Origin of the sequence: Lachnoclostridium sp. Marseille-P6806 (genome assembly GCF_964238185.1) — a bacterium.
In the GTDB taxonomy this organism is placed as follows: domain Bacteria; phylum Bacillota; class Clostridia; order Lachnospirales; family Lachnospiraceae; genus Brotaphodocola.
Genome location: NZ_CAXSLG010000003.1, coordinates 38,290 through 61,037 on the forward strand (window position 1 = coordinate 38,290; position 22,748 = coordinate 61,037).

The 22,748-nt window shown below is 41.0% G+C and carries 19 protein-coding genes and 3 pseudogenes; 6 read left to right on the forward strand and 16 right to left on the reverse strand.

Features of this window, described 5'->3' with window-relative positions; genetic code table 11:
* Nucleotides 1-73: 73 nt before the first annotated feature.
* From ACESON_RS04255 to ACESON_RS04290, 8 genes are all read right to left on the reverse strand, one after another.
* A complete protein-coding gene (locus ACESON_RS04255; RefSeq protein ID WP_373108656.1) occupies nt 74-1,186 on the reverse strand; it encodes a 2-hydroxyacyl-CoA dehydratase subunit D in 1,113 nt (370 codons plus the stop codon).
* 1 nt (nt 1,187) lies between these two features.
* On the reverse strand, nt 1,188-2,423 hold the full coding sequence (locus ACESON_RS04260) for a 2-hydroxyacyl-CoA dehydratase subunit D (RefSeq protein WP_373108657.1): 1,236 nt from the start codon (nt 2,421-2,423) through the stop codon (nt 1,188-1,190).
* A 30-nt stretch (nt 2,424-2,453) separates the two neighbouring features.
* Nucleotides 2,454-3,248, reverse strand: coding sequence for an acyl-CoA dehydratase activase (locus ACESON_RS04265; protein WP_373108658.1), 795 nt, complete (start codon nt 3,246-3,248; stop codon nt 2,454-2,456).
* Between the two features lie 295 nt (nt 3,249-3,543).
* On the reverse strand, nt 3,544-4,233 hold the full coding sequence (locus tag ACESON_RS04270; RefSeq protein WP_373108659.1) for a GntR family transcriptional regulator: 690 nt from the start codon (nt 4,231-4,233) through the stop codon (nt 3,544-3,546).
* Nucleotides 4,234-4,550: 317 nt separating this feature from the next.
* Entirely contained in the window at nt 4,551-7,496 is a 2,946-nt protein-coding gene (locus tag ACESON_RS04275) for an ATP-dependent helicase (RefSeq protein WP_373108660.1), read from the reverse strand.
* 777 nt (nt 7,497-8,273) lie between these two features.
* Nucleotides 8,274-8,930 (reverse strand): HNH endonuclease, encoded by a 657-nt coding sequence (locus tag ACESON_RS04280; RefSeq protein WP_373108661.1) that lies wholly within the window; start codon nt 8,928-8,930, stop codon nt 8,274-8,276.
* A 5-nt stretch (nt 8,931-8,935) separates the two neighbouring features.
* Nucleotides 8,936-9,391, reverse strand: coding sequence for an AAA family ATPase (locus ACESON_RS04285; protein WP_373108662.1), 456 nt, complete (start codon nt 9,389-9,391; stop codon nt 8,936-8,938).
* Entirely contained in the window at nt 9,392-9,745 is a 354-nt protein-coding gene (locus tag ACESON_RS04290) for a hypothetical protein (protein ID WP_373108664.1), read from the reverse strand.
* A 193-nt stretch (nt 9,746-9,938) separates the two neighbouring features.
* Here ACESON_RS04290 and ACESON_RS04295 point away from each other — a divergent pair.
* Nucleotides 9,939-10,140, forward strand: a pseudogene (locus ACESON_RS04295) (ATP-binding protein); the annotation flags it as partial.
* A gap of 631 nt (nt 10,141-10,771) precedes the next feature.
* Here ACESON_RS04295 and ACESON_RS04300 read toward each other — a convergent pair.
* The gene (locus tag ACESON_RS04300; RefSeq protein WP_373108665.1) at nt 10,772-11,272 is read right to left on the reverse strand and encodes a MarR family winged helix-turn-helix transcriptional regulator; all 501 of its coding nucleotides are present in this window, start codon (nt 11,270-11,272) and stop codon (nt 10,772-10,774) included.
* A gap of 120 nt (nt 11,273-11,392) precedes the next feature.
* Nucleotides 11,393-12,508, reverse strand: coding sequence for a hypothetical protein (locus tag ACESON_RS04305; RefSeq protein WP_373108666.1), 1,116 nt, complete (start codon nt 12,506-12,508; stop codon nt 11,393-11,395).
* Between the two features lie 298 nt (nt 12,509-12,806).
* Between ACESON_RS04305 and ACESON_RS04310 the strand changes: the two genes are divergently transcribed.
* From ACESON_RS04310 to ACESON_RS04325, 4 genes are all read left to right on the forward strand, one after another.
* Nucleotides 12,807-13,997, forward strand: coding sequence for a MalY/PatB family protein (locus tag ACESON_RS04310; protein WP_373108667.1), 1,191 nt, complete (start codon nt 12,807-12,809; stop codon nt 13,995-13,997).
* A gap of 2 nt (nt 13,998-13,999) precedes the next feature.
* Complete coding sequence (locus ACESON_RS04315) at nt 14,000-14,548, forward strand: peroxiredoxin-like family protein (RefSeq protein ID WP_373108668.1); 549 nt, start codon at nt 14,000-14,002, stop codon at nt 14,546-14,548.
* Nucleotides 14,549-14,614: 66 nt separating this feature from the next.
* Nucleotides 14,615-16,594 (forward strand): FAD-dependent oxidoreductase, encoded by a 1,980-nt coding sequence (locus tag ACESON_RS04320; RefSeq protein ID WP_373108669.1) that lies wholly within the window; start codon nt 14,615-14,617, stop codon nt 16,592-16,594.
* 100 nt (nt 16,595-16,694) lie between these two features.
* A complete protein-coding gene (locus tag ACESON_RS04325; protein WP_373108670.1) occupies nt 16,695-17,012 on the forward strand; it encodes a helix-turn-helix transcriptional regulator in 318 nt (105 codons plus the stop codon).
* On the opposite strand, the gene ACESON_RS04330 is transcribed toward ACESON_RS04325, so the two are convergent.
* Nucleotides 17,004-17,246 (reverse strand): hypothetical protein, encoded by a 243-nt coding sequence (locus ACESON_RS04330; protein ID WP_373108671.1) that lies wholly within the window; start codon nt 17,244-17,246, stop codon nt 17,004-17,006. The two genes, ACESON_RS04325 and ACESON_RS04330, sit on opposite strands and share 9 nt — an antisense overlap.
* A 37-nt stretch (nt 17,247-17,283) precedes the next feature.
* Nucleotides 17,284-17,904, reverse strand: a pseudogene (locus ACESON_RS04335) (HAD-IC family P-type ATPase); the annotation flags it as partial.
* Here ACESON_RS04335 and ACESON_RS04340 point away from each other — a divergent pair.
* Nucleotides 17,899-18,237 carry a hypothetical protein gene (locus tag ACESON_RS04340; protein ID WP_373108875.1) on the forward strand — a complete coding sequence of 113 codons (339 nt, stop codon included), beginning with the start codon at nt 17,899-17,901 and terminating at the stop codon, nt 18,235-18,237. The pseudogene ACESON_RS04335 and the gene ACESON_RS04340 overlap by 6 nt on opposite strands.
* A gap of 89 nt (nt 18,238-18,326) precedes the next feature.
* Here ACESON_RS04340 and ACESON_RS04345 read toward each other — a convergent pair whose 3' ends face one another.
* From ACESON_RS04345 to ACESON_RS04360, 4 genes and pseudogenes are all read right to left on the reverse strand, one after another.
* A complete protein-coding gene (locus tag ACESON_RS04345; RefSeq protein ID WP_373108672.1) occupies nt 18,327-18,515 on the reverse strand; it encodes a hypothetical protein in 189 nt (62 codons plus the stop codon).
* Nucleotides 18,499-19,458 (reverse strand): MarR family transcriptional regulator, encoded by a 960-nt coding sequence (locus tag ACESON_RS04350; protein ID WP_373108674.1) that lies wholly within the window; start codon nt 19,456-19,458, stop codon nt 18,499-18,501. Before ACESON_RS04350 ends, ACESON_RS04345 begins: the two co-directional genes overlap by 17 nt.
* A gap of 490 nt (nt 19,459-19,948) precedes the next feature.
* A pseudogene (gene mobQ, locus ACESON_RS04355) lies at nt 19,949-21,151 on the reverse strand (MobQ family relaxase); the annotation flags it as partial.
* A gap of 203 nt (nt 21,152-21,354) precedes the next feature.
* Nucleotides 21,355-22,581 carry a hypothetical protein gene (locus ACESON_RS04360; RefSeq protein WP_373108675.1) on the reverse strand — a complete coding sequence of 409 codons (1,227 nt, stop codon included), beginning with the start codon at nt 22,579-22,581 and terminating at the stop codon, nt 21,355-21,357.
* Nucleotides 22,582-22,748: the final 167 nt, after the last annotated feature.

Consider the following 22,748-nt stretch of genomic DNA (forward strand, 5'->3'; position numbering starts at 1 on the left):
TTCTGCATCTTATCTATAACCGGCTTTTCTTTTATCCAGTACTCAACCAAACATTTTTTATTTTTGAAGACAATCAGAACATTTCCTTAAACGCCTGAATCATCGTATTGGCCTGCTCGTAGTTTACCATCTGACGGTCAACTTCAATATTCAGGTTCATGAGACCGGCTGCATCACATGCTCTCTTAATCGGAACATAGTCAAACTCTTCCGGATCACAGAATTTGGTCATCAGAACAATCACACCCTTGGCATCGTGTTTCTTTGCCTGCTCTACAATGTAGTCCACACGCTTTTTATCCTTATCATAAAGCAGTGTGCAGTTGTCCATATCTGCAAATTTCTGAGCCAGTGCATCAATCGGATTATCCATCTCCGGAATATCGGTCTTGTACTGTCTGGATTCATGAGCCACATCATCAAAAACAACCTTAATGCCGTTGTCATCAAAAATCTTTAACAGGTTCGGAGAATCTGCAAGAATTCCGCTTACCAGAACACGAACCTTGCCCTCTGCCTTCGGCCCCTTCTTCAGTTCCTCATTAATCTGCTTAACAACAGCCGTATGCTCTTCCGGAAGCATAAACCATGCACTCTTGAATACATCGCTTCTCTCAGCAGCAGTAATCTCTGCCTCTGAAGCAAGCTCTGCAAACTCTCTCATAACTGCATTGTGCTCGTTGTAAATCCGGTTAGACTCAGCCAGTGCAAATTCAGAAAAATGAGCGCCGGTTGCTGCCTCTAAATCACGGATAACTCTTATATAACCGTCTCTTGTAAACTTTACGCCGTAAGCCGGTTTCCGGTTCTGCGGATAAGTCATGGGAATAAACGGAATATCCTTTACTGCATATTTCCAGTTCTGTCCCAGGGTCTTTAAGGAGTCGCACAGAGAAGGAATGATGATGGCGGAAACTCCGTCATACTCGCCCTTCAGTCCCAGCTCCAGAATAGACTGCATAATGGAGCAGATGAAAGCCGGATAATACTTCTTGGACTCATTCAGTTCCATGTCGGCGCCCCATACGCCCATGGGAACCATTCCCATAGAATGAATAATTTCCTGAGGAGTGTAAACGGGAGCAACAGCTACAACCTTTTTGCCCTCAGCCAGATATTTTTCCAGCTGCTTTTTCGGAGCTGCGGCAACCTCATGAAGCTGCGCAAATAATTCCTTTACTGCCATTTTAATTACCTCCTTTGTTTGCTTCCATAATTTCCATCAGGCCCTGAACGCGGGTATCATACTGAGCCTCGGAGAAGTTTCTCGGGTCTGCCTGATCGCCGTCGAAGGAAGCTACCGGAATATCGCAGGCCTCACCAATCTGTCTGCTCATCTCCGGCATAAATCCGGACCACAGCTTACAGGAACGGTTGGTATGAACCAGAAGTCCCTCTACATGGTTATCCTTACAAAGCTTGATTCGTTTATCTCTTGCGTGTTCCAGGTTCATGGCATTCGGTACGTTTGCGTAAGCCCGGCACATTCCGTCAAAGTCATCATAGATAAATCCGAATGCATCTGCATAAATGGTGGTTACCATGTTAATGCCTCTGCTCTTTAAACCGGTGGAGGTTACTCTCAGCCACGGCCAGCAGGCAATACCTTCAAACATGATGCGGTATTTTTCCTCTGCGCGGAATGTGGAGGTTCCTTTTTCATGATTCTCTTTGTATTCCTTTAACAGGGTTTCCATTGCGTCAGCAGCTTCTTTCTTACCGCGGGCAGTAACCATAACTGCCATGTGGTTTAACAGGTCGAAGCCATTGAACGGAGACGGTGTATATTTTGCCTGCTCTGTTGCCTCCAGCCATGCACGGCTGGAACGTCCGGAAATCTCCATAACCTCTTTGAAGCGCTCATCGCTCCATTTCTTTCCGGTGTACTCCTCCAGCTGGTGAATCGCATCCCAGAACTGAGCCTTTATGTACTCAACCTCTGCATCAGATACTTCATAATCCGGATTAAACGGAATATCAATCATAATCATGGGAATATTCAGTTCCTTAGAAATATTCTCATACCATTTAATCATACAGTTACAGATGTTGTTGCAGCACAGAACGAAATCAGGAAGAGGCATGTTCTGTTCCGGAGCATCCTTTACCTTCATGTATGCAAGAGAAGTTCTTGCATATGCGCAGATATCATTGGAATAGCCCTCGCCTTCACTGATATTACACATTCTCTCGCCGCCGCCTCTGGCTGCAATTGCTGCTGCCTGGTTCTCCGGATAGCAGACATACAGTCCCAGTGTTTCCGGAATCTCTACCGGGAAGTTACTGGCGCACCAACCTACCATTTCGCCTCTGGCCTTTGCCTCTATGGCGTCGCTGTAAGCCTTCGCTGCAATCTGTCCCAGTTTGAATTTCGCTGAATTCGGATCTGGTGCAGGTCTGCTTTTCTTTACTTCTTCACCCATAATGAAAACCTCCTTTATGTTTCATTCCTTTTATTGAGCAGTGTTTTCGCCACTCTTTATTTTATCATAAGCGTACAGGGAAGCTCCCAGCGCACCCATGAGTTGGGCCATGTCATTGTATGCAATCTCAACCCCAAGCTCCTTCGCCATAGCATTTCTCACGCCGGCATTTCTGGCTACGCCGCCGCTCATGCATACCTTTTCTCTGACTCCTGCTCTTCTGACCAGGGAAGCCACTCTTGTTGCTACGGACTGGCAAATGCCTGCCACCAGATCCGGAAGATTTGTTCCTGCCGCCAGCTGAGAAATCACCTCTGACTCAGCAAACACCGTACAGGTACTGGAAATACTGGCCGGATTCTCTGATTTGGCCGCCTCTACCTCCAGCTGCGAAATATCCAGCTTCAGGATGTTTGCCATAACATCCAGAAACCTTCCTGTTCCTGCCGCACACTTGTCATTCATAACAAAATTCATCATACGGCCTTTTTCATTCAGAGAAAGCACCTTGGCATCCTGTCCTCCGATATCAATCACCGTGTGAACATCCGGAAAAACGAAATGGACGCCTCTGGCATGGCAGCTTAACTCGCTGACCTCGCCTTCCGCCTCCTCAAATAATTTTCTGCCGTATCCGGTGGCAATAGTACAGGCAATATCATCTCTGGTCAGCCCTGCGTCCTTCAGCACCTCTTCCAGCGCCAAATGAGGGCCATCTGTTCCTGTCCCTGCCACAACAATGGATTTTCCTGCAATTTCCGTTCCATCCTTCAAAATAATACATTTTGAAGTGGTGGATCCAATATCAATTCCAAGTGTGTACATAGCTTCAACCTCTTTGTCTATTTTTTAACAATTCGAAGAAAAAATAATATCTTGCATCCTAGCATATATCTACAACTACATTCTTTTATTTTACATACTAGTATACAAGTTTTCGAAAAAATTTTAACACATTGTACTCTTGAATTCTAGTATACAATGTGCTCTGAAAAAATTGTTCATATTTACCATCGAAACATGAACAATCACTCTTACTGATAATATATTATCAAATATTAGCTGAAATGTAAATAGGTATTTTATATTTTTTTTAGAAATTAAGCAGAATGCACAATCTCTATAAAAAATACTCCGGATACTCCGCTCTGGCTGTTTCAGAAATCTTGGAAATCGTCTCCAGATGAGCTGACATAGCTTTCATGGCTCTCCCGCCTCTGTTCACTTCAATCGCCTGATAAATCGCCTCATGCTCCTCTATCAATTCTGGAACCCGATGTGCAAAGGTAACATCAAAATTCCTCCATCTGGCAATGTGAATCATATGCTCTGCCATCAGCTCCATCAAATTGTGTCTATGCACACTGTCTACCAGCATCTTGTGAAACTCTGAATCCAGAGTTTTAAAATCCGAATCATAACCGCTGGAATTGTAGAACTCCTTCTGCTTATCCAGATTTTTCCTCAGATCTGCCATCAACCCCTGCCTCTGGCTCTCATCCATAGTTTCAAAGATCTCATACAAGACCTCTTTTTCAATCGCTGTTCTCAAAAGCAGCAAATCCGCAATAAAATCAAGATCGATTTTGCTGACATACGTTCCTCGCTGCGGATACACCTCAATCAGCTTTCGCTGGCTCAGACGCGTGAACACCGTCCGAATCACGGAACGGGAAACTCCATATTCCTCACTCATCTGATTTTCACTGATCTTCTGCCCTGGCTTCAGCTGAAGATTAGTAATCCGGTCACAGATATCCTGATAAACTTCTTCAGCCGTTGCCGGACGCTGGCTGCTGTATATCGTCATTCTCTTCCCTCCGCTCCTCGCCTTTGCTTTGCTATCTTTTCATTATACACTATATTGAGACAGTTTCCTAGTATAAAATTCTGTACAGAAAAAAGAAAAGTATCTAAATAAATACATCTTTTACTGAGTTGATAAATCCACATTTATCAGGTAATATAACGTAATATTCAACAGCCACCGCCGGAGATATAGTGTTACCTATTACATATTCTGTAACTAATTCCCACTAATGTGTTTAATTTCTATTTTCAAAAATTTCAAATAAAAATCTAGTCTCTTTTTGAAAAAATTATTTCTCTTGCTATTAATTTCTGTTTTTATTTTTTCATTAATTTTCCACACAAATATCTCATATCACAATTTTCACATAATTTTTTATCATTTGCTTTTGTAATGAATTCATGCTTTTGAATTTTTTCGACCACTTCATCGAATTCTTTTATTGTATCATTAATAGATTCATTAGATTTTTCAAAAGTTACTATAGGATCCCCCTTCTCTTCCCCTGTATAGTACAAATGCATCTTACTAACATGTTTTCCAGTGCGTTCTTCCAGTAAATATGAATAAACCTCCAGTTGACGCTTATATCTATTGATCATTCTAATATTTTTCTCTAAATCCGGTTTACTCTCAGACTTAAAATCATAAATTTCTAAGGAATCACCATCACCACATATTAAATCCACAGTCCCTTTTAGAATATAATTATTGGGTCTTATTATACTAACATCCACCTCTGTATCCTGTATATAATTCCAAAAGCTTCCCTTTGTACCATAAACTAATTTCCCATTATTTATGCGATTTACATATGCTTGAATCTGATTATATGCAGCATCAATTTGTTTCTTCCCCAAATACGCATGTTCATGATTTGACAGAGTTATATAATTTCTTTCAATCCATTGGCGCAATTTTAAAGGTGTAAGCATCGCTTCTTCATGCCTCATAGCTGCTCGATTTATATCTTTCAGTGTTTCATGTATTAAACTTCCAAACAATGCTGTTCCTACACGAACTTTTGTAAACCCCAATTCTTTAAAAAATTTATACTGAAGAGAGCAGTTTTCATAAAGTTCAACATGTGAAGTAAATGAAAAAGTACGTTTTAAATTTGCTGATTTAACCTCTTCAAAAGCAAAATTTGAAAAATCCACCTCGTCATAATTTTTAAGTTTGATATACATTTTTTCAAAAGATCTACTTGGTGTCTTTAGCTTTCCTGCAGACGTATAACATTCTGTACATGTAAGAACTAATAAATTTTGAGCTCTCGAAAAGGCTGTATAATACAATCTCCAAAAATCAAAATACTTAATATCATTATTATTTTCGAATATATCCCTTTTTTTTAAATATTTCTTCTCTATTATGCTAAGAACCCCTTCATTATTTCCTGTCGGCTTTTCATAAAGAGAATCTACCATAACAACTGGAAATTCCATTCCTTTTGACTGATGAATCGTCATAAAAGACACGCATCCTCTTGGTGCATATTCTAAATTATCTTCGTACTCGGTAACACCTTCTTCTAGCAGTATTTTCAAATACTTATTAAAAAAACGTTCTGAGACATCAATAATATTATTTACTGTAAATACATCAACAAAATGCAAAAACTCAAATTTACCTAATATCGCAGACAAAATGGATATATTTCGTACAACACGTTCTTTGCTCGTATCCGTTCCAATATTTACATTCATATAGGATTTAAACGGTTCAAACTGCAATAGTTGATATAAAAGACCACAAAATCCATAATTTGTATTCTCTGACAAACTACTATGCCTCTTTTGAATATTCTCATGCCAAGCTTTCATTTCTGCATTCTTATATAAAATTTTTTTCGCTGATTCAATACACTTTTTATAATATTTATAAAGTTCTATATATGGATCACTCTCAATTACAATAGTATCCATCTTAAAACGTGAATAGTAATCTGGAAAGCACATAATTAACATTCCTAGCAATTCCTTAATTTCTGTTCTCTCAAAAAACAATTGTGAACGTGGTGAATAGACGGGAATATCTTTTTCTTCCAGATATCGAATAAGTTTAACTACCTCCGAATTTCTAACTGACCTGCAAAGAAATGCAATCTGATTATAATTCTTTATAGCACCGCTTCTTTTCAGTTCACTTATAAACTTATAAACATTATCGTACCAATCTTTCTCATCTTCAATCCCAATGCATTTAACTACTGTAGCATCAGTAGAATATTTCTTTTTTCCAGGCGAAATTTCTTTTTCAAATCGAAATTTTTTCTTCCATGAAAAACCTTCTGTATTACGCATCCATCCATTATAAAAATCAATAATTTGCTTTTCCGAACGATAATTAATCTCAAGAGTTATTTTCTTGCATTCGTTTTTTTTAAAATAATTTGGGAATTCTAGAATATTTCTAATAGTAGCCCCACGAAATCGGTATAGCGCTTGATCATCATCTCCAACAACACAAATATTCTTTTCCTCTAAAAGAAAAATCAATTTTTCCTGTATAGAATTACTATCTTGATATTCATCTACCATTATGTATTTAACTTTTCTTTTAACTTTCTCTAAAATCTCACTATTTTCTTTTAGCAATTGATATGCACTTGTTTGAATACTTGTAAAATCCATGAGATTTTCTTCATAAAGAATAGATGTATACTCCTTTAAAATATTTGCAATAGCTACTATCTTCAAATCTTTATCTTGGAGCATCGCACCAATATCAACTCCTTCTTCTAATAATTTACTAGCATACATTGCTATTTCTTTTGCCTGTAACCATGCCCTTTTATTGTTTGCAAATAAATCATCATAATGAGGCAATCTATAAAAACGATCTATATGCTGAAATATCGTATATATTTGTTCAAACTGATCTAACACCCTATAATTTTTTTTGAATCGTGTATATTCCAAATTTTCTTTTATTATACGCAGACAAATAGAGTGAAATGTTCCAACGTACATTTCGTTTAAATTGATATTTCTGCCTATCTCACATAATTCATTTGTGAGCCTCGTTACAAGCTCCTTAGCCGCCTTTTCGGTAAATGTAGCCACCATTATTTCTTCCGGCTTGACATTGGCAACAGTTATCATGTATGCTATCCGTTTTACTAATGTAAATGTTTTACCTGTACCTGGACCAGCTATAACAAGAAGTGGACCTTCCATCGTTCTAATCGCTTCCTTTTGCTGTTCATTCGCATTTCCGAAATCAAATTCCATTTTATTTACATCCTTCTCATTTATCAAAATAGTAAACTTCCTCTTTTCACATAACCGCTTTCTAGCATTATACTCTACTACATATTACCATTACAAGGATTTCATATTTAAATAATCATAAGACCTGTTGAATACAGACTAAATAAATATCTTGCCTCTTTAATCATTTGCAAAACCGCAAATTCTTTTTCAAACACGCATCATTCCAAGATTCTTTTCATTCCATGTTTTATTTTCTCTACGGTTCTATCTCTTATACGATATATCTTTCCAAAACCAACTCCTGCACACTCCGTTAATTGAGCAACCATACAGTATCTTTCAGATTTTAATCTCGCAATGTTATCTTTCGTTAACCTATAAGAAAATCTATTGGATTTCTTTAATTTTGCATCTTATGGCAGAGACTTATTGCCGTTCGTTTTCCTTTCCAGTGCAAAAACCTTGTTTGATGTTCTTTCAAAAAAGTCTCCATCCCTTTTCCAGTAAACCGCTATTTCATTTTTCTACCACAGTTCGAACAGATTCTTCTGTTAGCTCCCCATATCATTCTTCCTGCTTATAAAAAATTTTGTCAACTGCCACAACGAAAAAACTCCCCAGAATCAAAGTCCTGAGGAGTCGTAACTCGTATTAAATTGTCCCGAGACAAGAAATTATATCTTGGAGAACTGAAATTAACATTTAGGTAACTGGGGAGTCTTGATTTTACTGAAGACTTAATTTTACTAGATTTCTGGAATGTGGTATTTGCAAACACGTTACAAATACATGGCTTCTCATTACTCCTCAGAACACCTCAAATTACACTAAGAATTCCTCTAAATCCGGATAATCTGAAATATGTTTTCTCACATAATTTCTTTTAAAAGCCGCAAATATACTATTTCTACTTAATGTAGATCTTAAACTTCTTTTATACCTCAATAATTCTGGATTTCTCTTATGCTTTTCCAATGTTTTATATAGAATATTCATCTCTTCTGCCAAGCGATCAATTCTGTGTTGACAAGCTGCTTCCCAAATCCCTGTATTGCGTTTTTCAAAACATTCCTGTATAAGATCTGCAGTCATAATCGCCCGCTCTTCATCCACAATATTATGTACATTTACATGTCCCTCTTCATAGCACTGCTCTAACATCTTTTCTGGATCTTCTTTACAACAATCTATGATTTTATCGTCATATTTTGATTCTTTTTTAATCTTGTTACAGTGAGGACACACATAAAATAAATTATTCCAATCAAAAATTCTCTCTGGGATTGTCCGTCCATGATGGGGCTTTAAATGTTCTACTTCCGGATCTGATAACCCTCCCAATTCACAAATATAACACTTATCATGTGAATCTTCTTTTAATCTCTGTATGACATCTGGCTTATTATAAATCCCTTTCGTCTTTTGTTCTTCAATAGCCAACAATGGAGGCGGAACAGGATTTCTCTCTATCTTAATCACTGACCTTACCCCCTATTTGAAAATTCTAATTTCAATCGGCTATATTCTGATGTCAATTCTTTTGCAAGATAATCCGGGATTTCATCTAAATAGAATTCCAGTTTATCGATTTCTTCATATTCTTTATCTGATAACTTTTCCTTAGCAACTAAATCTTTATATCTCTCAAATTTTCCTCTTAACTCTGCTGATAATGTATCAGCCTTAAAATATCCTTCCACAATTCCTTCATAGGGTAAATTTTCCAAACCATTTTCTACCAAAGTTCTGCTCTGTAAATCATAAATAACCGTATTATCTAAGGAACTTAAAATAAATGGAGCATGTGTTGTAATAATAAATTGAATATTAGGAAAAAGAGTTGTTAGAATAGGAAGTATCTTTTTCTGCAGCTCTAAATGCAGATGGGTCTCAATTTCATCTACTAGAACGACACCTTCCATATCAAATTCTGTCCGCAATCATGACTTTGCCTCCATTCTTATAATCAGATCATTAATAATCTCAAAAATTGCTGCATAACCACTGGACATTGTATTAAAATCAAAAGGCTCTCTATCTGTCGCATAGATAGAAAACTGAAATGTTTCATCATTGAAATGTAACTGGAGATTTTTATCTTCAAAAACTTTCTTTAAAATATCCTCGAATGCATGAAACCATTTATTTATCTTATCGGATTTTTCCTTATCCTTTGTAAAAGCCTGGGTAGCTTTCAAATCTACAAGATACTTTGTGAATTTTATACCTGGATTTTCAGCAATACTATATTTGTCCTGAAATTCTATTTTTTCAATATTTTTGTATTCTTCCACTTGATTTTGACTTTTTTAGTGTCCTATGCAGTTGGATTGGGGCAAAAAAAAATACCCCGTTGGTTTCCCAACGAGGCTTGTGATGCTTGAATAATGGGAGTCCTTGTGCGGTGTGCGGAGTATTTTCATAGGTAGTTCTCATCTAAAAACAGTTTTTTCGTTTTTATTTTCCAAATTGTTTTTGACACTACGAAGTATCCGTTCAACACAGCGAAAGCCTTGTGATTGCTGACCTGTTCCACCACATGAAATACATGGAGCGCCTTGGAAGTGGCCTACGCAAAATCGACGGGGAAATCGAAAAGTTGCCTGGATATATAGCGGTATATAATCCTGAAATTTCCTCAACAGCAACAGATTTCAGGGTCATCTTGAAAAATGCAAATTACCAACTTAGTCAAAAAAACTTAGTTAGTGAGCAAGATAAATCTCCGGACATTCCATCATCAACTGCTCTGTCTATTTTCTTCTTCCTGCTGCACTTCCGCTCATGCAGCTGCTCTTTCTTCTGTTCGTCCTCTTTCAGGATTTCCTGCACAATCTTCTGTGCGCTGCGTGTTCAGCGCTTTTCGCTTTTCAAAGCGTGCCTGCTCAGAATCCGCCGCCAATGTGATGCCGTAGCGGTTGTGAAAGGTTACTTTCTTGTGATCCACCTTGTCGCTTTTTGGGAACACCTTTTGGCGGCAATTTCCACGGCATCGTCCTGGATGACGCAGTGCCCCAACTTCAGGCAGGCAAGACAGCCCTTGCAGAAGCCAACCTTTCCGTACTCCGTATCGTCTGATTTTTCAACAATTCTTTATAAATTCAGAATTCCCTTTCACGGATTGTTCCCACTTTCGCAGGATCTCTTCTATATATGAGGCGGTCCTGACGCGGTTTCAATGTTCTTTCACCAAACAATAGAATACACGTTCCGAGAACATTCTATTGTCATGAACTAAAAAGGGGCACTGAACCTTTTTGTTGTATGCCTGGAAAAAACAGCACCGGTTTTTTCGACCGATGCTGCCTCTTGTTTCGCTCTTATTTTTTCTTCTTTTTTCCGGCGACTTCCAGGACTCCGTTCTCATCCACATCCTTCTGAAACACCTGATTCAGTGCTTTCTGGACGGAGATATAATTCCGAAGCTCTTCCTCTGTAAAATCTGTCAGACTTTCGTAAGTTCTCTGCATACATTTTTCATCAAATTCTTTATGTGCTTCGTAAATTTCCCTTCCGCGCTTCGTCAGGTTGAGATAATATTCCCGGTTATTTTTTTCATTTCGCTCCTGGATCAGAAGTTCTTTCTTTACCAGCTTGCGCACCATCTGTGAACATGCACTCTTGGTTTTTCCCAACTGCTGGGCAATCACTGTGATGGTTACCGATGGGTTATCTCCGACTGCCTGAAGGAAATGCATCTCCGACTGATACAGAATTTCCTTTCCATATTGGTGTGGCATGGAATCATACTGATAGCACAATTCATATCCTTCATCAAAGCTCTGGAGCAATTCTCCATATGTTTCACACTGATTCCACATTTCAGTTCTCCTACTTATTCTGCTGATTTTTCTGAATCCAATTTCATTTCTGATTTTCCCGGTCATTTCTGACGGTGTCGCAATCTTTCTCTTCCTGCCATTGAACTTATTATACCAGACTTATTCCTGATTTGCCGCACTTTCTTTGGACTCTTTGATTGCACGGTAAATCTTGGACACGATCACGCAAACAGAAAATACGACACCCAGATAAGATACAAATTTCATTACAAAGTTCATTAAAACTCCGAAAGATCCGAAGTTTGAAAATACAAAAGCTCCGATACATACCGCTGCAACCGTCAGTTTATACCATTTGCTAGATTCCGGCTGAATATTAGATGCAGCCACCCATGCCATTCCGGTTGCCGTCGTATAAGTTGCCAGCACTACGATGATTCCGTAAAATGCATAGAATGCGGTTCCCAGTCTCTGTGCCAGCATCAGAAGCGGAATGTCTGCTCCCGCAACAATCGAAGCATTTAATATAAATGCGATAAAGATAAAGATCTGGGACAGTACTGTCACGCCTTGGCCAAGTACATTTCCCCATACCAGCTCTTTCTGATGTTCTGCTCTTGTAGATACATTCGCGCTGTAAGCACTCATATTCAGTACCACATATGTGAAATTCAAAATCGCACTGAAGAACAGGTTCCCGGACATGGACAATCCGCTCTTTGCACGGATCAATTGGTCACCTACTGTAAATGCGTCGGTTCCATTAATGTAGCTGTAGATACAGATGATCACAACGGCAAGCATAATGATCGGTGCAATATTTCCCAGAATATCTGTCAGTCTCTTCATACCCAGCATACTGGTTCCAAGCACAGCCGCCAACATGATGACCGTTCCCGCAAATACCGGGAGATTAAAAGCCTGATGTAAAGAAGCTGCTCCTCCGGCGATCATACTTCCGACCATCAGGAAAAAGGTCAGCGTATTAAACCACTGAATCGCAGTTCCGATATATTTTCCACAATAATGTTTGTACATCATTTCCATATTTGCAAGTTTATATTTTCTACAGTCTCTGGAAACAACTGCAATACACAACAGTATCAGCGCCGAGGACATAATCAGTCCGAAAATGGCTGATGCTCCATGAGATGCCCAGAACTGTAACAGTTCTGCTCCGGTTGCGAATCCCGCTCCGATTCCGAAAGATACATACGACCCGGCAAGGATCAACAGCGTTTTAACTGAAAATTCTTTTGTCTTTTTTTCGCTCATAATTTTACCCTTTCTCATTCCATTGCGGAATGATAACTCAGAAATTAATAGTTTAGATAATTAACAGTTAATATGCTTGTCTGTATAGTAATATATTCGTTTCCGTTTGTCAACACCAAAATTTGCCGCGTTTTATTTTTGGGGGTTATAATGATGTAGCAAAAATAATCACCAAAAACTTTGCTTATTTTTTGATAAAATCTTATATTGATTTTCCGAAAAAAATCAACTATTATTTAAGCACATTAACAATTAATATGCTTCACTTTGCAAAGTTATATAGAAAGGAATCTGTACTATGAAATATAATTTTGATGAAATGCTCGATCGAAACGGAACTCTCAGTTATAAATGGGATGGACGTTCTATTGATTATCCTGATAATCCCGAGGCGCTTCCGTTCTGGATTGCAGATACCGATTTTCCATGTCCGCGACCGATCGTAAAAGCCGTTCAGGAACGGGCAGCTCATCCAATCTACGGCTATTCCAAAGTCTCGGATGACTCCAAAGCTCTTATCGCTGCCTGGGAAAAGAAACGAAACGGCTGGGATGCCAAACCGGAATGGGTTACCTTTACCAACGGAATCGTTCCGGCGCTCAGTGCAATTGTCGCCGCATTTACTGAACCGGGCGACGGTGTGATCATCCAGCCACCGGTCTATTATCCGTTTCTGGACTCCGTAATAAACAATGATCGAACCGTCGTAAACAATGACCTGATCTTTGATGGGGAAAAATGGACCATTAATTTTGAGGAACTGGAAGAACTGGCTGCGAAACCAGAAAACAAGCTCTTGCTTTTCTGCCATCCTTTAAATCCAGTTTCCCGTGTTTTATCAGAAGAGGAACTTCGCCGTGTGGGTGAGATCTGCGTCCGCCACCATGTGATCCTGGCAGTGGATGAAATTCATTCTGACTTAATCTACCGCCACTGCACCTTCCACTCCATAGCCGCTCTGAGTAAAGAGATCGAACAGAACTGTATTGTCGCAACTTCGCCATCCAAGACCTTTAATATCGCAGGACTGCAGTTATCTGCGATCCTGATTCCAAATAAAAATTTACTGAAAGCATTTGAAAAAGAAACGGCGAAACGTGTCCTTTACATTGCTAATCTGTTCGGAGCCACCGCATTTCAGGCTGCTTATTCTGATCCGGAATGTGAAGAATATTTAGAGCAACTGATTGATTATCTCTGGGACAATTATCTGTTCCTGGATCAGTACCTGAAAGAACATATGCCCAAGATCAAATGCCAGAAACCGGATGCCACCTATCTGTTGTGGTTAGATTTCCGTGAACTCGGACTTTCTGATGAAGAATTGCAGAAATTCTGTCTGCAGGAAGGCAATATAGCCTTAGATGTCGGTGCCTGGTTTGGCGGAGACGGATCCGGCTTTATGCGTCTGAATATCGGATGCTCCAGATCATTGTTAAAACAGGGACTTGACCGGTTGGCTGCTGCCTATCAGAAACGGGGATTTTAAACATGGAATCAAAAAAATACCATATCGGAGAGCTTTTTCCTGATCTCACGATCAAAACTGCTTTTCATGAAGACCGCAAGGTCTCAGACGTTCTGCACGGAAAAACCATTTTCTGGGTGCTCCGTTATATCGGTTGCCCGGTCTGTCGGCTGGATGTAACGCTGATCGCGCAACGCTACCGTGAATTTGTCCAAAAAGGATCACAGGTTTTCGTAGTCATGCAAAGTGACAAAGAGCACCTGCGAAATTCCATAAGTCCCACAGACCTTCCTTTTGAGATTGTCTGCGATTCAGATCAGACCTTTTATAAAACCTTGATGATCCGTCCTGCTGCTTCTCTGGATGCACTGGCCGGAACCATGACCGACAAACTCCAGACCAAAGGTGGCCTTGCCGAGCAGTACGGATTTACCCACGGAGATTATGAAGGCAATGAACTGCAGCTCCCGGCTATGTTTCTCGTAGATGAAAACCGGAAAATCCTGTATGTCCACTATGCCACAGAACTGGCTGACATGCCGACCATCGATGACGTCTTAGAACTGTTGTAAATCGAAACCATTATCTAATCCAATGATATAGAACTTATGCTTCAACAGTAGAAAGGAGAAAACACTATGAATCCATATTTTCCATTATTATTCAGCCCATTAAAAGTCAAAAAAACCACCTTCCGTAACCGGATCTTTGCCGGTCCTACCGGATTAAAAGAACTGACGGACAACCGTCATCTGGTAATTAAGAATCTGGATTACCTGCGCCGCAAAGCCCAGGGCGGAGCTGCCATGGTATGTCTGGGTGATGTGCAGGTAGATGAAACCGGTGACATTTCCTGGAATCCAAAGGTTCGCGCCTGGGATAAAGAAAATGAGCCAGGATTTTATGACATGGCAGGTGTCATTCAGGCACACGGTGCTCACGCTTCCATGGAACTGATTCACTGTGGTATGCATTTCCACGAAGAAAACCGGATCAACTACGGCCCTAGCGATATGATCGATGAATTTGACCAAAAAGACGGTTACGGAATCCGCCGTCATAAAATCACTGCCATGCCGCTGGAAATCATCGAAAAGATCGCGGACAGCTACGGAAAAGCAGCCCTCCGTGCAAAACACTGTGGATTTGAATCGGTCCTGCTCCATGCCGGACACGGCTGGCTCCCGGCACAGTTCTTATCCCCGATCTTAAATACCCGTACCGATGAATTTGGCGGCAGTCTGGAAAACCGCGCCCGTTTCACCATGATGGTGGTAGACAAGATCCGTGAATACTGTGGCCCGAACTTCATCATTGAAGCCCGAATTTCCTGGAAAGAAGGAATGTATGACGGTTATCAGTTGGAAGACAGCATCGAATTCTGCAAAATGCTGGAAGCCCACGGAGTCGATATGATCCAAGTCTCCTGCGGTTCCCTTCATTTCCATGATTCTACCATCCTTTCGCTGCCATCCTGGTTCGATACCAACGAAGGCCACAACCTTGCTGCTGCCGTAGAGATCAAAAAAGTGGTTAAGATACCGGTCGGAACCGTAGGTGCTGTGACCGATCCGACTCTGGTCGAGCAATGGCTGGAAGAGGGAAAGATCGACTATGTCGTTATGACACGTGCCCTGATCGCAGATCCGGATTTCCCGAAAAAAGCCATGCACGGGAAACTGAAAGATATCCGCCCCTGCCTGCGCTGCCTCGCCTGCATGACCGGAGGATATTTCAACCTGCCGATGCACTGCTCCGTCAATCCTCAGATTGGCCGGGACAGCGATTACAAATTCATGCCGTTACCGACAGAAAAACAGCGTCTGCTGATCGCCGGTGGCGGTCCTGCCGGTATGGAAGCCGCCATTATTGCCTCCAAGCGTGGCCATGACGTCATCCTCTGCGAGAAGGAAGACAAACTGGGTGGACTGCTGAATGTGGTAGAAAAGGAGTCCTTCAAAGAACGGATCGGCAAATATAAGAATTACCTGATCTATCAGCTTGGAAAGAGCGCCGTAGATGTACGCCTGAATACCGAAGTTACCCCGGAACTGATTGAACAGCTCCAGCCGGATGTAGTCTTTGCCGCTGTGGGCGGCCACCCGATTCTTCCTCCGATCAAAGGAATTGAAAAAGCCATTCAGATTGTTGATTATTACAGAGACGAACCGGAAATCGGAGAAAATGTTCTGGTACTGGGCGGCGGATTTGCAGGTGCAGAATGTGCCATCGGACTGGCAATTGCCGGCAAAAAAGCCACTGTCGTTGAAATGTCTGATGCTCTCGCTTCCGGTCCGAACACCCCTTACCCGGGAACCGGAGCCATTCAACTGGATGCCCTCCAAACCAACATCGACAAACATCATGTCAATGTCATGCTGAACACCAAATGTGTGGAGATCACCGATGACGGCATGATCTGCGAGGATAAAGACGGCAACCGCATCGAACTGAAAGCTGATAAAGTCATTGTGGCAACCGGTATTGCAGCCAACGTAGATACCGTGGAAACGCTCCGTGATACAGTGATTGATTTCACACCAATCGGTGACTGCTACCAGCCTGGACTGATCCGTACTGCAGTCCGCCAGGCATACGATGCGGCATTATATCTGTAACATGCACAGGATTGTTACTTTGTGTTAAATTCTTTCTAGCATAAATACAATATTTATGTGAATTATGACTCACTCTACAATATAGTAGGGGTGATTTCTAATGAACTTTCTTGAAGGTTTTGCCCATAAACTCCGGGAAAAACGGGAGCAGGGAAAAATAACTCAACGCGAGTTAGCAGATCGACTTAATATGTGTTCCCGCACCATCATTGAAATCGAAAACTGCAAGAGCAACCCAAGATTTGAAACTGTCGCGTTAATTGCTGAAGAAATGAATATCAGTCTTGACGGTATTGTTTTTCACGATAAAGTGTCTCAAACAGTTCCTAAATGCGTAGTGGATTTCTTTGCTAACAAAAGCGAGGCAGATGCACAGAAATACATAGATTTATGTCGAAGTGCGGAAAAGCTACAATAAAATTCGCATGTTAAAAACTGCTACATAGAAACGAAAAAAAGGCCGATAACCCGCGCAGCCTATTGGCTTGCGGATTATCGGCCCTGCGTCTATGCGTCCGGCACTCACTTCAGTAAATGGAAGCACATTCACATTCGTATAGGAAAGCGGGCTGAATATTTCCACTGTATCATTCGCTTTTTTATTATGTGCAATGGTCATCTCTTGCGGTTCACGAGGCCAAGAATCATTCATCAAGGACCCCCTTTCTGTTTTCGTTTATTTCTGAACTTTAAAGATTTTTCACAAACAGTGCCCGGATAGCGTTGAGGACGGCTATAATCATCACGCCCACATCTGCAAACACGGCCAGCCACATATTGGCAAAGCCCAGAGCGACCAGCACGAGGCAGGCCAGTTTTACGCCGATGGCCACCACGATATTCTGATAAACGATGCCAAGGCACTTGCGGGAGATTTTAATTGCTTTGGAGATCTGCAAGGGGTCATCATCCATTAGAACCACATCAGCAGCCTCAATGGCGGCGTCAGAACCCATGGCACACATGGCGATGCCGATGTCTGCCCGGCGAAGCACCGGGGCGTCGTTGATGCCATCTCCCACAAAAGCCAGTTTTTCTTTCTCTGGTTTGTTCTGAATCAACTGCTCCACTTTCTCCACCTTGTCAGCAGGACGCAGTTCACTGTAAACCTCATCCAACTCCAAAGCGGAGGCCACACTGTCAGCCACCTTCTTGGCGTCACCAGTAAGCATCACAGTCTTGCGAACCCCAACCGACTTTAATGCCTGGATGGCTTCCTTGGAGTGAGGCTTCATGATGTCGGAAATAACAATGTGTCCGGCATATTTCCCGTCAATCGCCATGTGAATGATCGTCCCCACACTATGGCATGGAAAAGCTATCTTAACTTGAGCAGAGAATGCAATTCTCTGTCCTATGATGCAATGACTGCGCATACCGCAGTTGTTTTCACCCGATATATGATGCTGTCACTTGAAAGCCGGGAATCCAATGATAACCGGTCACTTGGGGAGCTCTTTTTATACTTTTCTGACAAAATGTCTGATATCACATGGATACAGGCTTTTCAAATGCTGCTCCAAATGTTCAGAACAATGCTTTCAGATAATACTGAACTTTCAGACGAAAAAATCAATGAATTGACGAATGCATTTATGGATGCACTTCCTGCTATGATGAAAATACGACTGCAAGCTGCATAAAGGCTGAACATTGACAACTGAACAACTGCCAGATATTGAATTTTCAAGGTGCATAGATTAAATTTATGTGCGAAGTTTGAGTATCTATACTAAAGTGTCTCGTACATTGCTTTTAATTCTTCCAGAATCTTCTCCTTTGTTCTGCCAACCAGCCCCAACTGTTTAATATCCACGTTTTCATTTTTCATACGCTGGACAAACTCTTGAATATCGGCATAAACTCCTTGTTCTTCACTGCCCTTGAACCATTCCTTAAAGCTATCAATTCCTGTAACCATCTATTTTCCTCCACAGTTCATTCAACATTTCTTCTACTGCTTCTTCAACCCGTTCATCTGCATCTTCTCTCAATGCCAATGCCAGCGAAAGCTCATCTACAATATTTCGCGTGGACAATTTTCGTGGATTGTATCTCCACATCTCTACGGCCACTTGCACCTGCGAATTCTGCAAGCTATTGGTCATAACATCTTTCCATTGAGAGATTCTTTCTGCCGCATAACATCTGACATTCGGTGTGTTCAGCATGGAATACTCTGCCAACGCCGAATATCCACTTTCCAACAGCTCTGTTCCCACCAATTCTTTCGGAATATAAACCGTTCGTTTTATTGGATTCAGCAACTTGTCTCCTGCTTTTTGGAACAGTGTTTTCGGAGAATCCTCAGATTGCATGATCCTCTGCACACCGACTTTTCTGATATGCAGCAATCCCATTTCTTCAAGCTGTCTTGATGCCCTTGATATAGAAGTAGGCGTCAGTTCCAAGTCTTTCGCAGCTTGACTTGTAGATAGTTCCTGTACGCCTCCATAAATGAAATGCAGTAGAAGCATCTGCGCCGATGGAAGTATTTCTTCCCTTGTCTTTTTTTCGGCGCTGCACCGTTCCTGCAAATACACTGCCATAAAGGGCAAATAAATTTGCTTTCCATCTACAATAAATGGAATCTTCTCACGAATCAAATATTCTTTCTGGCGAAAGCTAAGTTCTTTTAGCACCAGCACAACAGGCAAGTTCTCATTTTTCTGTATCCGAGCAATATGTTTTTTCAGTACTTCAATCTGCTCCAGTTCTGTCTTAGGATAAAGAAAAATCATCTTCTGTTCATTCATTGACACCATCTGTAAACGGTATCTTGTGGCTATAAAATTGGGCAAATGCTTAAACTCTACATCCTCATAGGTAACCTTGACTCCCAGAACTTTATCGAGATATTCCATGTCATCACCTGCAATCTTAACTCTTTTTCTGTGTTATAACTCTTTTTGAGTTAAGATGTAATATTTGAGTTAAGAGCAGTTAAGAATCAACTTTATTAAAAATTATTTTTACAAAAAAAACCGATGCAACATGAGCATTGCACCCACACTGCACCGGACATTCCATCATCAACTGCTCTGTCTATTTTCTTCTTCCTTCTGCACTTCCTGCTCATACAGCCGCTCTTTTTTCTACTCGTCCCCTTTCAGGATTTCCTGCACAGTCTCCTGTGCTCCAGGCCAATCCTGCATTTCCGATTTGATTTTCTCTTAGAAATCCTCCGTACACCTTGTACTGATCAAAGAGCCATTCCCCAGAACATTGTTCATCACTTATTCTCCAAGGGTTGCTCCATCTTCTTTCCATTCTCGCATACAAACCCATGATAACTTAGATGGTGACACCCACCAAGCTATCCACCAAGTTAGCCACCAAGATTCCACGCCGTCTCTTCTGGTACTTCTCATAGACAGGCTTACATTCCTTGCAGTCTGTCCGGCTGGCAAGAATCCCGTCAATCACTTTGCTTCGGGTTTCCTTTGGCTTCATCTGATTGCGGTAATCTGCGGCTGATTTCTCGGAAGATTCCAGAAATGCTTCTAAGTCCTCCACAGTGGAAAGCCCCTTTTGCCGGAGATAGGACAGGGCTTCGCTGACTGCCTTTAAGTCCTGTGAAGTCCCCCGGTTCTGTCCAGCCCTTGTCCAGTCCTTCCGTTCTTCCTTTCGTATCTCCATATACTTCATCAGCAGATTGGGAAGAAGTGTCGCTTCCTCCGCCGCTTTTTGTGCAAGCAGCTCCTTCCGTTTTTCGCCCAGCTCGGTAATCCAGCCTTTGAGGTTTTGGATAAGCTGCCGGATGGACTTCATCAGGCGGTTGGCGGCTCTGATTTCCCGGTTCAGGTTGCCGATATTCGTCTGGATACCACGCTTTTCCATCTGCCGGACAGCAGCCCCTTCATGGACAGTGGGGATAATATCAAGCCCCTGTCTGGCATAGGAACGCAAGTCCACACGCTCCGGGCGGTCATTGGCTTCCAGATAGCGATTTTGGATGACCTCCCATTCATGCCGCCAGATTTCACAATACTTCTGGTCGTTCCAGTCAACCGTATCCTCCTTGTGGCTTTTCCACCTGCCGGACGGAAGTTTAATCCGTTCCCCATTCTCGTCAAGGTCATAAACCTTGCGGCTCTTGGGAAGCCATTTTCCATGTTCGTCCATTACCCTCATAGTCAGCAGGACATGGGCGTGGGGGTTGTGTCCCGGCGGATGGGGGTCATGGATAGCAAAGTCAACGATCATGCCTTTTGAAACAAACTGCTGCTCACAAAACTCCCGGACAAGGACAGCTTACTGGTCGGGCGGTATCTCTCTGGGGATGGTAAGCACCCACCGCCTTGCAAGCTGGGAGTTCCATTGTTTTTCCACCGCCTCGGCGGCGTTCCATAAAGTATTGCGGTCTGCATACGACCGTGGGGCATTTGCCGGGAGCAGGATTTCATTGTAGACGATACCACGCTTTTCCGGGTAGTGCTTCACTTACTGGTCATATTCACAGAATAGTTTTTCGCCACTCTGGTAAGCAGCGGCGGCAACCGCAGACTGTCGCTGGCTGCGCTGAACAATCGTGATTTCGTTGTGTGGACAGGGCATTTCGTGTCCCTCCTTTCGGTAATTGGTGGATGGGGTGGCATTTTACCACCTCATTTTGGGCAGAAAAAAAGCAGGAGACCTTTTTTCAGATTTCCTGCTCCGTCTAATTACATACTGTATATATTTGTTAATCCGAAATCAATAATAATCCATGCATGACATCATTTCCGAATAATCTTCTGCTTCTATCTCATACATATCATTTACATATCATTCAGCTTACTATCAATGCCATCGAGGATATTATTCAAAGCTTCAAAAAAATTACCGATCTCTATGAAATCAAATCTCTTATTAAAAGAAAAATACACTTGCATACTATTTGACATCGGATACCTAAATTTATTTGCATCACTATCAAACGTATGAACTTGCATACAATAATCTTCTATAACATCTATGTATTCTTCATCACTAGTTCCTCTAGCAGCTCCCAAAACATATGGTTTAATCTTTTTCCACATTCCTATAATGCTATGTTTATTATCCAGCATACATTTACACTTCGTTTGAAAATCCTCCCCAATATCCTGAAACCATATAGTTTTCAAACTAAGTTCCACACAATTCCTATATAAATAGCACATTGGAAGAAACAGGCGTTTGCTACAATCAGATCTCTCCCTATCGGTCTCCTGTTGCATATACCATTTTAAGTAATTTGCTGTTTCCAAATACGCTTTAGTATACGAATAGAATTGCGCTCTATTATACTTATATCCTACAACCGATTGACTATAATAGTATCCTCCTATTTCTATAAACACTGGATCAACTTCTTTCCATTCAGTAGCACTTTCTTCATCCTTGTTGTACCACTTTTTTATAATCTCATAAGCAGCTCCAAATTTGTTCGCAAACTTCTCTAAATCAATATGAGTCTGTTCATCAAAAACTATTTTAATTGCAAATTTACCATCACCCCCCCAATCATCCGGTTCCCATATGATGTGAAATGGATAGCGGAATGAATCTGATTCTCTATCCTTTTGCGACAAGTCTGCAAAATACCTTTGTATCCATTGCAGTTCTTCTTTCGGCCTTAGCCAAGAACATTTCTCCATTAATACTGATAAAATTTCAGATGGATTATGTCTTGTATTTTTAACAAATTTCTTTCGATCATCTTTATCCTGAATGTATTGAAATCCAATCGCCTTTAGTCCCAATTCAATGCAATGTCTGTAAAGAAATGCAATAGAAAAGAAATATGTATCAAGTTTCCCTATATCTGGGTACTCTGCATGCAAAATAAATTCAGTTATCCTATGTGCTGCTTCAAAAAAACATTCTGCGTAGTCAAAAAGTGCTTCCGATAAATCCGTTGGTGCTAAAACCTTTACTATATATTTTGAATGTCTATCAATCGCATTTATTTTCTTGCCTCTTACCGGGCTGATTGTCGAAATTAAAATATTCGGCTTCTCCATTTTCATTTTCCTCCATATTAGTCTGGTAGTGTCAAAAGCTACCTGTTTTTTATTGTTTAAATCTATTAAAAACCTTGATTTTATGGGAAGCTGCAAATAAAAAGAGCATTGACCTCCCTTTTCTGGTATAATGTCCTCGACCAAAATTCCATCAACCAAAAAGAGAC